The organism is Streptomyces sp. NPDC055103, from assembly GCF_053607625.1.
The window spans coordinates 66080-77449 of sequence record NZ_JBSGTX010000020.1; the positions used below are offsets into that span (position 1 = coordinate 66080).

General features: G+C 70.3%; 10 protein-coding genes. 5 read left to right on the plus strand and 5 right to left on the minus strand.

Annotation, left to right across the window (positions count from 1 at the left end; genetic code table 11):
* Positions 1-54: 54 nt before the first annotated feature.
* Both sufB and ACWFR1_RS15375 read right to left on the minus strand, forming a co-directional pair.
* Positions 55-1470, minus strand: coding sequence for a Fe-S cluster assembly protein SufB (sufB, locus tag ACWFR1_RS15370; RefSeq protein WP_453550960.1), 1416 nt, complete (start codon positions 1468-1470; stop codon positions 55-57).
* The gene (locus tag ACWFR1_RS15375; RefSeq protein WP_453550963.1) at positions 1467-2192 is read right to left on the minus strand and encodes a helix-turn-helix transcriptional regulator; all 726 of its coding nucleotides are present in this window, start codon (positions 2190-2192) and stop codon (positions 1467-1469) included. Before ACWFR1_RS15375 ends, sufB begins: the two co-directional genes overlap by 4 nt.
* A 271-nt stretch (positions 2193-2463) precedes the next feature.
* On the opposite strand from ACWFR1_RS15375, the gene ACWFR1_RS15380 reads away from it, so the two are divergent.
* The 3 genes from ACWFR1_RS15380 (at position 2464) to ACWFR1_RS15390 (ending at position 5210) form a co-directional block, all read left to right on the plus strand.
* A complete protein-coding gene (locus tag ACWFR1_RS15380; RefSeq protein WP_453550965.1) occupies positions 2464-3399 on the plus strand; it encodes an ABC transporter ATP-binding protein in 936 nt (311 codons plus the stop codon).
* Positions 3396-4163 carry an ABC transporter permease gene (locus ACWFR1_RS15385; RefSeq protein WP_453550968.1) on the plus strand — a complete coding sequence of 256 codons (768 nt, stop codon included), beginning with the start codon at positions 3396-3398 and terminating at the stop codon, positions 4161-4163. Before ACWFR1_RS15380 ends, ACWFR1_RS15385 begins: the two co-directional genes overlap by 4 nt.
* A 75-nt stretch (positions 4164-4238) precedes the next feature.
* Positions 4239-5210, plus strand: a complete 972-nt coding sequence (locus ACWFR1_RS15390; RefSeq protein ID WP_453550970.1) for a COX15/CtaA family protein — start codon at positions 4239-4241, stop codon at positions 5208-5210.
* A 46-nt stretch (positions 5211-5256) separates the two neighbouring features.
* Here the strand turns inward: ACWFR1_RS15390 and ACWFR1_RS15395 are convergent, their stop codons facing one another.
* The 3 genes from ACWFR1_RS15395 to ACWFR1_RS15405 form a co-directional block, all read right to left on the minus strand.
* A complete protein-coding gene (locus ACWFR1_RS15395) occupies positions 5257-6360 on the minus strand; it encodes an amidohydrolase family protein (RefSeq protein WP_453550973.1) in 1104 nt (367 codons plus the stop codon).
* 70 nt (positions 6361-6430) lie between these two features.
* Positions 6431-6751 (minus strand): hypothetical protein, encoded by a 321-nt coding sequence (locus ACWFR1_RS15400; protein WP_453550976.1) that lies wholly within the window; start codon positions 6749-6751, stop codon positions 6431-6433.
* A gap of 109 nt (positions 6752-6860) precedes the next feature.
* Complete coding sequence (locus ACWFR1_RS15405; protein WP_453550979.1) at positions 6861-7808, minus strand: heme o synthase; 948 nt, start codon at positions 7806-7808, stop codon at positions 6861-6863.
* A gap of 314 nt (positions 7809-8122) precedes the next feature.
* On the opposite strand from ACWFR1_RS15405, the gene tkt reads away from it, so the two are divergent.
* Positions 8123-10210, plus strand: coding sequence for a transketolase (gene tkt / locus ACWFR1_RS15410; RefSeq protein ID WP_453550981.1), 2088 nt, complete (start codon positions 8123-8125; stop codon positions 10208-10210).
* Between the two features lie 36 nt (positions 10211-10246).
* Positions 10247-11365 carry a transaldolase gene (gene tal, locus ACWFR1_RS15415; RefSeq protein ID WP_453550983.1) on the plus strand — a complete coding sequence of 373 codons (1119 nt, stop codon included), beginning with the start codon at positions 10247-10249 and terminating at the stop codon, positions 11363-11365.
* Positions 11366-11370: the final 5 nt, after the last annotated feature.

Consider the following 11370-nt stretch of genomic DNA (forward strand, 5'->3'; position numbering starts at 1 on the left):
GCTCTCTTCCTGCGTAAAAGAAATCAGTCGCTGCGTTCGGTGGGGCGGAAGGCCTTAGCCGACCGAGCCTTCCATCTGCAGCTCGATCAGCCGGTTGAGCTCCAGGGCGTACTCCATCGGGAGTTCCTTGGCGATGGGCTCCACGAAGCCGCGGACGATCATCGCCATGGCCTCGAACTCGGTGAGGCCGCGGCTCATCAGGTAGAAGAGCTGGTCCTCGGAGACCTTCGAGACGGTGGCCTCGTGGCCCATGGAGACGTCGTCCTCGCGCACGTCCACGTAGGGGTACGTGTCCGAGCGGGAGATCGTGTCGACGAGCAGCGCGTCGCAGAGCACGTTGGACTTGGAGCCCGGGGCACCCTCGCCGATCTCGATGAGACCGCGGTAGGAGGTGCGGCCGCCGCCTCGCGCCACCGACTTGGAGACGATGTTCGAGGAGGTGTTCGGAGCCATGTGCACCATCTTGGCGCCGGCGTCCTGGTGCTGGCCCTCGCCCGCGAAGGCGATGGACAGGGTCTCGCCCTTGGCGTGCTCGCCCATGAGGTAGACGGCCGGGTACTTCATGGTGACCTTGGAGCCGATGTTGCCGTCGACCCACTCCATGGTGGCGCCCTCGTAGGCGACGGCGCGCTTGGTCACCAGGTTGTAGACGTTGTTCGACCAGTTCTGGATGGTCGTGTAGCGGCAGCGGCCGCCCTTCTTCACGATGATCTCGACGACGGCGCTGTGCAGCGAGTCGGAGGAGTAGATCGGGGCGGTGCAGCCCTCGACGTAGTGGACGTAGGCGTCCTCGTCGACGATGATCAGCGTCCGCTCGAACTGGCCCATGTTCTCCGTGTTGATACGGAAGTAGGCCTGGAGCGGGATCTCGACCTGCACGCCCTTGGGGACGTAGATGAACGAGCCGCCGGACCACACGGCCGTGTTCAGCGAGGCGAACTTGTTGTCGCCGACGGGGATGACGGTGCCGAAGTACTCCTTGAAGAGTTCCGCGTGCTCCTTCAGCGCCGTGTCGGTGTCGACGAAGATGACGCCCTGCTCCTCCAGGTCCTCGCGGATCTGGTGGTAGACGACCTCGGACTCGTACTGGGCGGCGACACCGGCGACGAGGCGCTGCTTCTCCGCCTCGGGGATGCCGAGCTTGTCGTACGTGTTCTTGATGTCCTCCGGCAGGTCCTCCCAGGACTCCGCCTGCTTCTCGGTGGACCGCACGAAGTACTTGATGTTGTCGAAGTCGATGCCGGAGAGGTCGGAGCCCCAGGTCGGCATGGGCTTCTTGCCGAAGAGCCGCAGACCCTTGAGGCGCAGGTTCAGCATCCACTCGGGCTCGTTCTTCTTCGCGGAGATGTCGCGGACGACATCCTCGTTCAGACCGCGCTTGGCCGTGGCACCGGCCGTGTCGGAGTCGGCCCAGCCGTACTCGTACCGACCCAGGCCCTCAAGCTCGGGGTGGCTGATCTCGGTGGTCATGCGGGGTTCCTCCCGGCCGTACTGACAGATGCTGGTGAAGTGGTCTGTGGGCTGCTGTGCGGGATGAACGTCGTGCAGACGCCGTCACCATGCGCGATGGTGGCCAGACGCTGGACGTGCGTTCCCAGGAGGCGGGAGAAGAACTCCGTCTCCGCCTCGCACAGCTGCGGATACTGCTCGGCGACGTGGGCGACCGGGCAGTGGTGCTGGCAGAGCTGCTCGCCGACCGGCGCGTTCCGCGCAGTGGCAGCGTACCCGTCCGCCGTCAGGGCCTTGGCAAGCGCCTCGGTCCGCCTGGCGGGGTCGGCCGTCTCCACGGCCTCCCGGTACGTGTCGCCCTGGGTCTCGATCCGGTCGCGGGCGAAGGCGGCGACGGCCGCCTCCCCGCCGGCGTTGCGCTCGATCCAGCGGAGCGCCTCGACGGCCAGTGAGTCGTACGACTGGTCGAACTCGTCCCGGCCGCAGTCGGTGAGCGCGAAGATCTTCGCGGGGCGGCCGCGGGCACGGGCGCCGTAGACGCGCTTCTCCCGGGCCTCGACGACGTTGTCCCCGACCAGTGAGTCGAGGTGGCGGCGGACGGCGGCCTGGGTGAGGCGCAGCCGCTCGGCCAGATCGGCGACGGTCGAGGGGCCGTGGTCCAGGATCGACCGCGCGACCCGGTTGCGCGTGGAACGCTCTCGGGTCGCGAGTTCCTCCACCGGAGCCGCGCCAACGTTTTTCACAACGCCATTGTTGCGTAATTAATCGGGGACTGACAAGCGGCGCCCATGGCGGCGGCGGTGCCGTGCATCACTCAGGTAAGGCTTACCTGACCTGCGGAAACGATCATTCGTAGGACGAATCCGAGGCCTGTTCCACCCCGCCACCGGACCCCGGCCGACCGCGTCCGCGCAGGCCACACGGCCTCCGCCGCCCGTACCGCGCCTTCCCGGCGGGGCGCCCCCCGGGCCCCCGCGCCGGGAGGACCTTCGACTCCTCTCTAGACTTCCGCCCATGGGAAACGAGTCCGTCGACAGCGCCGTCCGTGTAAGCGGCCTGGTCAAGCGGTACGGAAAAAAGACCGCCGTCGACGGCCTCGACCTCGACGTGCGGGCGCACACCGTCACCGCCGTCCTCGGCCCCAACGGGGCCGGCAAGACGACCACGATCGAGACCTGCGAGGGCTACCGCAGGCCCGACGGCGGCACCGTCCGCGTCCTCGGCCTCGACCCGGTCGCCGACGCGGCCGCCCTGCGCCCCCGGATCGGCGTGATGCTCCAGTCCGGCGGCGTCTACTCCGGCGCCCGGGCCGACGAGATGCTCCGCCACATGGCCACGCTGCACGCCCACCCCCTGGACGTGGACGCCCTGATCGAGCGGCTCGGCCTCGACTCCTGCGGCCGCACCACCTATCGCCGGCTCTCCGGCGGCCAGCAGCAGCGCCTCGCGCTCGCCATGGCCGTCGTCGGCCGCCCCGAGCTCGTCTTCCTCGACGAGCCGACCGCCGGACTCGACCCGCAGGCCCGCCGCGCCACCTGGGACCTCGTGCGCGAGCTGCGCGCCGACGGCGTGACGGTCGTCCTCACCACCCACTTCATGCAGGAGGCCGAGGAGCTCGCCGACGACGTCGCCATCGTCGACGCCGGCCGGGTCGCCGCCCAGGGCAGCCCCGAGCAGCTCTGCCGCGGCGGCGCCGAGAACACCCTGCGCTTCACCGGCCGCCCCGGGCTCGACCTGGGCTCACTGCTCAAGGCGCTGCCGGACGGCACGGCAGCGGCGGAGCCCCTCCCGGGCACGTACCGGATCACCGGCACCGTCGACCCCCAGCTGCTCGCCACGGTCACCACCTGGTGCGCCCAGCACGGCGTCATGCCCGGGGGCATCTCCGTCGAACGCCACACCCTCGAAGACGTCTTTCTTGAGCTCACAGGCAAGGAACTCCGGTCATGAGCACGGGCACCTACTCCCCCAGGCCGGGCGCCGCGCCCGTCGGCCGGATGATCGCGGCGCAGACGGCCCTGGAGACCAGGATGCTGCTGCGCAACGGCGAGCAGCTGCTCCTGACCGTGATCATCCCGTCGCTGCTCCTCGTCCTCTTCTCCACCGTCGACATCGTCGACACGGGCACGGACAAGGCCGTCGACTTCCTCGCCCCGGGCGTCCTCGCGCTCGCCGTGCTCTCGACCGCCTTCACCGGCCAGGCCATCGCCACCGGTTTCGAGCGGCGGTACGGGGTCCTCAAGCGGCTCGGCGCCTCACCGCTCCCCCGCTGGGCCCTCATGACCGCCAAGACGCTCGCCGTCCTGGTCACCGAGGTCCTCCAGGTCGCGCTCCTCACGGCGATCGCCCTGGCCCTCGGCTGGTCCCCGCACGGCGACCCCTTCTCCGTCGCGCTGCTCCTGGTCCTCGGCACGGCCGCCTTCTCCGGCCTCGGGCTGCTCATGGCGGGCACCCTCAAGGCGGAGGCCACCCTGGCCGCCGCCAACCTGGTCTTCCTGCTGCTCCTGGTCGGCGGCGGGGTCGTCGTGCCGCTGGACAGGTTCCCCGAACCGGCCCGCTCCCTCCTGGAACTGCTCCCGATCTCCGCCCTCTCCGACAGCCTCCGGGACGTCCTCCAGAACGGCGCCACGATGCCCTGGGGCAACGCGCTGATCCTGGCGGTCTGGGCGGTCCTGGGCCTCGGAGCGGCGGCGAAGTTCTTCCGCTGGGAGTAGCCGACGGGGTTCAGAGGGTGACGTTTCCCCCCAAGCCACCCCCCTCGTGAAAGCGTGCACAAGCCCCGTCCTACGATGGGGCCCGTGCTGACCCCCCTCGCCTACATCGCCCAGCGCTGGACCCCGTCCCCCCGGACGCTCCGGCGCGCCGCGCTCTCCGCCGTCGTGATGAGCGTGTTCATCATCGTCACCGGTGGCGCGGTCCGGCTGACCGGTTCCGGTCTCGGCTGCGACACCTGGCCGAAGTGCACGGAAGACAGCCTCATCGTCACGCCCGAGCAGGGCTACCGCGGCCTGATCGAGTTCGGCAACCGGATGCTGACGTACGTCCTGTCGGCGGCCGTCGGCTGGGCGATCATCGCCGCCCGCTCCACCAAGCCGTGGCGCCGGAACCTCACCCGCTGGGGCTGGGCGCAGTTCTGGATCGTGATGAGCAACGCCGTCATCGGCGGCATCACGGTGTGGATGGGCCTCAACCCGTGGACGGTCGCCGGCCACTTCCTCGCCGCGAACGCCCTGCTCACGGTGGCGGTCATCACCTGGCACCGGACCGGCGAGGGCGACACCGCCCCCCGGCCGCGCGTGCCGCGCCCGGTCCGCAAGCTGTCGTGGGCGCTCGCCGTCACCTCGGGTCTGCTCATCGCGCTCGGTACGACGGTGACCGGCGCCGGCAAGCACGCCGGTGACAGCAGCGAGGTCCCGCGCATGCCGTGGAACTGGACGGACGCCGCCCACCTCCACGCCATCGCCGCGTGGGTCGTCTGCGCGCTCGCGCTCGCCATGTGGCTCGTCCTGCGCGTGGTGGACGCCCCGGACGACACCCGGGCCCGCGCCCGCGACCTGCTGCTCGTGCTGCTCGCCCAGGGCGGCATCGGCTACGTCCAGTACTTCACCGGGGTCCCCGAGGTCCTGGTCGCCGTCCACATGCTCGGCTCCTCGCTGATGTGGATCGCGGTGCTGCGCCTCGCCCTGAGCATGCGCGAGCGTCCGACGCCCACGGCCGAGATCCCGGCCCAGGCCGACCCGGAACTCACCACCACCGTCTGAACGGACCGCGGACCAGGGCCTGTCCGACGCCGATTGTCGGACAGCCCTAGCCCAGCCGGTACACCCGCCGGGCGTTCCCCGCCGCGATCATCGTGGCGACGCGCTGGGCGTCCGCGCGGGACCAGGCGCCCTCCATCACCCACTCCCCGAGCACCCGCGTGAGCGCCGAGCGGAAGACGCCGGCGGCGACGACGTGGAGTTCGGGCAGTCCGTGGGCGCCGCTGGAGAACAGCAGCTTGCCGAACGGCGCCCGTTCCAGGACCTCGGCGAGGACGGCCGCCGCCCGGGCCCCGGTGTGGGCGAGGACGGGGCCGAGGTCCGCGTACACATGCGGATGGACGGCCGTGAGGTGCGCCGCCGCGCGATGGTGCGGGTAGGCGTGGAGCAGGACGAGATCGGTGCCGAGCCCCGTCGTGGCGTCGGCGAAGCCGCCGAGGACGGCGGGGTCCCGGTCCCCCGTGTGCAGCTGGAGCGGGCGCCCCGCGGTGACCGCGATCCAGAGGAGATGACGCAGCAGGACGGGGTCCGTGAGCCGCCCGCCCGCCGGTCGTCCGGCCAGCCAGCGCCCCGCCGCCCCGCGCACCTCCCCCGGTCCCGGCGGTTCGGGGGCCGTCGCGAGACCGCGGCGTACGCCCTCCACGGAGGTGAAGGCCACGGCGCTCGCGGCGGCCCCGTGGACGGCCTCGGCGAGGTTCGCGAGGAACGCGTCGACGGTCCCGGAGGTGTCGGCGACCTGTTCGGCGAGGGGTTCGAGCCGGACGATCTCGTGGGCCTCGGCGGCGCCCGCGACGGCGAGCTCGGCGGGCCGGGTCAGGTCGCCGGCGGGCCCCGTGTCCACCAGATAGGTGGAGATCCCGGAGGCCCTCAGGAGGCGGCGGCCCGCCTCGACGACGCCGAGCTCACGGCGGCGGGCGAGGTAGCGGGCCGGCGGGCAGTGCGGTTCGAGGCCGAGGAGCGGCGGACACCAGCGCCGTACGGCGAAACCCGTCTGCGTATCGAAGAAGGTCGTCCCGGCGGCGGGCAGCCCCGGCGGACCGTCACGCCGGTCGCCGAGGTGCGCGCCGAGACGCGTCTCGAAGGTGCCGAGGCCGAGCTCCGTACGGAGCACTCCCCGGCAGTACTGGTCCACCAGGCTCGGCGTGTCGATCATCTCGGGGGGCTCCCTGCGTGGACGTGTCTCCACACGTCCTAACGGGTGAGCCCCGCGCGAGGTTGTTGCCTCAGCTGTTGGAGGGGCCGCCGAGCTGGATACCGGCCATCCGGCTCCACTCGTACGGGCCGGTGACGACCTTGGCGGCGAACTCGCCGTCGAACTCGTCGTGGAGGGTCAGACCGGCCTTCTCGGCGGCCTGCCGCGCGATCGGGTACGTGGGCGCGACCAGGTCGCCCCAGCCGCCGTCCGTGCCGACGAGGACGATCCGGGTCCCCGCCTGGCCGATGTGGGCGAGCTGCCCCTCGGCGCCGCCGTGCTCCGCGGAGAACGCCCGGATCTGCTTCGCGAGCCTGGCCGCCCTGCGCTCTTCCTGCTTCGTTTCTGCCATGCCAAGGATGCTACCGAGGGGTAGATCGACTGGCGACGGCCGGGCCACGTGGTCTATCCCACGTGACCCGGCCGTCGGCCGAACGAATCATCTGAGCGCTGAAAGGGCCTCAGCGGAGGAAGGGGTCCACCGCGACCGCCACGAAGAGCAGCGAGACATAGGTGATGGACCAGTGGAAGAGCCGCATCTCCTTGAGCTTCGCGCCGGTCGCGCCCGACTTCGCGCGGTTGAGCAGCCCGTGCGCCTCCCACAGCCACCAGCCGCCGGTGAGCAGCGCGACGGCCGTGTAGAACCAGCCGGTGTAGCCGAGCGGGGTCAGCAGCAGCGAGACGGCGACCATCACCCAGCTGTAGGCGACGATCTGCTTGGCCACGACCTTGTTGGAGGCGAGGACCGGCAGCATCGGCACGCCGGCGCGCGCGTAGTCGTCCTTCACCTTCATGGACAGCGGCCAGTAGTGCGGCGGCGTCCAGAAGAAGATGACGAGGAAGAGGATGACCGCGGCCCACGACATCGAGTTGGTGACGGCCGACCAGCCGATGAGCACCGGCAGGCAGCCGGCGATGCCGCCCCAGACGATGTTCTGGGCGGTGCGCCGCTTCAGGATCATCGTGTAGACGACCACGTAGAAGAGGAGCGCGCCGAGCGAGAGCGCGGCGGAGAGCCAGTTGACCAGCAGCCCGAACCAGAGCGTGGAGATCACCGCGAGGCTGAGGCCGAAGACCAGGCCCTCACGCGGCGTGAGTACGCCGGTGACCAGCGGGCGCTGGGAGGTGCGGTCCATGAGGGCGTCGATGTCGCGGTCGATGTACATGTTCAGCGCGTTGGCGCCGCCCGCCGACAGGTAGCCGCCGAAGCAGGTGGCGAGTACCAGCCACAGGTTCGGCACGCCCTGTTCGGCGAGGAACATCACCGGAACGGTCGTGATGAGCAGAAGCTCGATGATCCGCGGCTTGGTCAGCGCCACGTATGCCTTGACGCGGGCCCCGAACGGCCGATGGCCCCCCGGGCTGGGAGTCAAGACGACCCCTGCGGGTCGGGACTCGACGGCCGTCACGCACACCCCTGACAGAGAAATTCCCAGCAAGCTCCCCGTATGAAGACGGGGTGAAGCTTGCGCGTACCACGCCACTGTAGACGTTGCCCAGACGCCGATCTTCGCGGGGGTGGGGTCGTGTTGGAGGGGTGTGTCCCAAGGCGTGGACACCGTTCGGGAGGCGAAGTCACACGGCCACCGGCAGTCTTGCTCTGTCCGCTCATTTGAGGGGCCTGGGCACGAAAAGAGGGGGCTCCTTCGGGGGTAGGCTCGACACCGCCGGTACACCCTCAGTCACCGGCTTCAGAACATGTGGAGAGGAGCCCTGACCCAGGGTGAGCACTAAGCCGACCACCACAGACCTCGAGTGGACCGAATTGGACCAGCGGGCTGTCGACACCGCCCGCGTCCTGGCCGCGGACGCCGTACAGAAGGTCGGCAACGGCCATCCCGGTACGGCGATGAGCCTCGCGCCCGCCGCGTACACCCTCTTCCAGAAGGTGATGCGCCACGACCCGGCCGACCCCGAGTGGGTCGGGCGCGACCGGTTCGTCCTCTCCGCGGGCCACTCGTCCCTGACCCTCTACACCCAGCTGTACCTGGGTGGCTTCGGTCTTGAGCTGGACGACCTGAAGGCCTTCCGCACCTGGGGTTCGAAGACCCCCGGTCACCCGGAGTACGGCCACACGGCCGCGGTCGAGACGACGACGGGCCCGCTGGGCCAGGGTGTCGCCAACGCCGTGGGCATGGCGATGGCCGCCCGTTACGAGCGCGGTCTGTTCGACCCGGAGGCGGCCCCCGGCACCTCCCCGTTCGACCACCGCATCTACGCGATCGCCGGTGACGGCTGCCTGCAGGAGGGCATCTCCGCCGAGGCGTCCTCGCTCGCGGGCCACCAGAAGCTCGGCAACCTGATCCTGCTGTGGGACGACAACCACATCTCGATCGAGGGCGACACCGAGACCGCCGTGTCCGAGGACACGATGAAGCGGTACGAGGCGTACGGCTGGCACGTCCAGCGTGTCGAGCCGCAGGCCAACGGCGACCTGGACCCGGCCGCGCTGTACGCGGCGGTCAGGGCCGCCGAGGCCGAGACCGAGCGTCCGTCGTTCATCGCGATGCGCTCGATCATCGCCTGGCCCGCGCCGAACGCGCAGAACACCGAGGCCTCGCACGGCTCGGCGCTCGGCGACGAGGAGATCGCGGCCACCAAGCGTGTCCTGGGCTTCGACCCGGAGCAGACCTTCGAGGTCACCGACGAGGTCATCGCGCACACCCGCTCGCTCGGCGACCGTGGCCGTGAGGCCCGCGTCGCGTGGGAGAAGTCCCTCGCGGAGTGGCGTACGGCCAACCCGGAGCGGGCGGCGGAGTTCGACCGCATCCAGGCGAACGAGCTGCCGGCCGACTGGGAGGAGAAGCTCCCCGTCTTCGAGCCGGGCAAGGGTGTCGCCACCCGTGCCGCCTCGGGCAAGGTCCTCCAGGCGCTTGGCGCGGTCCTCCCGGAGCTGTGGGGCGGCTCGGCCGACCTGGCCGGCTCGAACAACACGACGATCGACAAGACCTCGTCGTTCCTGCCCGAGGGCAACCCGCTGCCGGAGGCCGACCCTTACGGCCGCACGATCCACTTCGGCATCCGCGAGCACTCGATGGCCGCCGAGATGAACGGCATCGCGCTCCACGGCAACACCAGGATCTACGGCGGCACCTTCCTGGTGTTCTCCGACTACATGCGCAACGCCGTGCGTCTGTCGGCCCTGATGCACCTGCCGGTGACGTACGTCTGGACGCACGACTCGATCGGCCTCGGCGAGGACGGCCCGACCCACCAGCCGGTGGAGCACCTGGCCTCGCTGCGCGCGATCCCGGGTCTGAACGTGGTCCGCCCGGCCGACGCCAACGAGACGTCGATCGCCTGGCGCGAGATCATGAAGCGGCACACCAAGGTCTTCGGCAAGGGCGCTCCGCACGGTCTCGCCCTCACCCGCCAGGGCGTGCCGACCTACGCGCCGAACGACGACGCGGCCAAGGGCGGCTACGTACTGTTCGACGCCGAGGGCGGCGAGGCCCAGGTCGTGCTGATCGGCACGGGCTCCGAGGTGCACCTGGCCGTCGAGGCCCGTGAGCAGCTCCAGGCCGCCGGTGTCCCGACCCGGGTGGTCTCGATGCCGTCCGTCGAGTGGTTCGAGGAGCAGGACCAGGCGTACAAGGACTCCGTCCTGCCGCCGTCGGTCAAGGCCCGCGTCGCGGTCGAGGCCGGCATCGGTCTCACCTGGCACCGGTACGTCGGGGACGCCGGCCGGATCGTCTCGCTGGAGCACTTCGGTGCCTCGGCGGACGCGAAGGTCCTCTTCCGCGAGTTCGGGTTCACGCCGGAGGCGATCGTCGCCGCCGCGCGGGAATCTCTCGACGCCGCCGCGCGCTGACGCCCATACGTACGACTTAATGGAGATGCAATTCTCATGACAGACGCTCTCAAGCGCCTCTCCGACGAAGGCGTCGCGATCTGGCTGGACGACCTCTCGCGCAAGCGGATCACGTCCGGCAACCTGGCCGAGCTCATCGACCAGAGCCACGTGGTCGGTGTGACCACGAACCCGTCGATCTTCCAGAAGGCCATCTCCTCGGGTGACGGCTACGAGCAGCAGCTCGCCGACCTCGCCGCCCGCAAGGTGACCGTCGACGAGGCCATCCGCATGATCACGACGGCGGACGTCCGCGACGCCGCCGACATCCTGCGGCCGGTCTTCGAGGCGACCGACGGCCAGGACGGCCGGGTCTCCATCGAGGTCGACCCCCGTCTCGCCCACGAGACGGTCGCCACCATCGCCGAGGCCAAGCAGCTGGCCTGGCTGGTGGACCGCCCCAACACGCTCATCAAGATTCCGGCGACCAAGGCGGGTCTGCCGGCGATCACCGAGGTCATCGGCCTCGGCATCAGCGTCAACGTGACGCTGATCTTCTCCCTCGAGCGCTACCGCGCGGTCATGGACGCCTACCTGGCGGGCCTGGAGAAGGCCCGCGAGCGCGGCCTCGACCTCTCGAAGATCCACTCGGTGGCGTCCTTCTTCGTGTCCCGTGTGGACTCGGAGATCGACAAGCGCCTGGACGGCATCGGCACGGACGAGGCCAAGGCGCTCAAGGGCAAGGCCGCGCTGGCCAACGCCCGCCTGGCCTACGAGGCGTTCGAGGAGGTCTTCTCCTCGGAGCGCTGGGCCGCCCTCGACAAGGCGCAGGCCAACAAGCAGCGTCCGCTGTGGGCCTCGACCGGCGTCAAGGACCCGGCGTACAAGGACACGCTGTACGTCGTGGACCTGGTCGCCCCGGGCACGGTCAACACCATGCCGGAAGGCACCCTGGAGGCCACCGCCGACCACGGCGAGGTCACCGGTGACACCGTGCGCGGCACGTACGACCAGTCCCGCGCGGAGCTGGCGGCCATCGCGGAGCTGGGCATCAGCTACGACGAGGTCGTGCAGCTCCTCGAGGACGAGGGCGTCGACAAGTTCGAGGCGTCCTGGAACGACCTCCTCAAGTCCACCGAGGCGGAGCTCTCGCGCCGCGTACCCGCGGAGGCGTAAGCACT

Coding starts and splice junctions, on each gene's coding strand:
- ACWFR1_RS15380 (WP_453550965.1), top strand. CDS start 2,464: ATGGGAAACGAGTCCGTCGACAGCGCCGTCCGTGTAAGCGGCCTGGTC.
- ACWFR1_RS15390 (WP_453550970.1), top strand. CDS start 4,239: ATGGGGCCCGTGCTGACCCCCCTCGCCTACATCGCCCAGCGCTGGACC.
- ACWFR1_RS15395 (WP_453550973.1), bottom strand. CDS start 6,360: ATGATCGACACGCCGAGCCTGGTGGACCAGTACTGCCGGGGAGTGCTC.
- tal (WP_453550983.1), top strand. CDS start 10,247: ATGACAGACGCTCTCAAGCGCCTCTCCGACGAAGGCGTCGCGATCTGG.
- ACWFR1_RS15385 (WP_453550968.1), top strand. CDS start 3,396: ATGAGCACGGGCACCTACTCCCCCAGGCCGGGCGCCGCGCCCGTCGGC.
- sufB (WP_453550960.1), bottom strand. CDS start 1,470: ATGACCACCGAGATCAGCCACCCCGAGCTTGAGGGCCTGGGTCGGTAC.
- ACWFR1_RS15400 (WP_453550976.1), bottom strand. CDS start 6,751: ATGGCAGAAACGAAGCAGGAAGAGCGCAGGGCGGCCAGGCTCGCGAAG.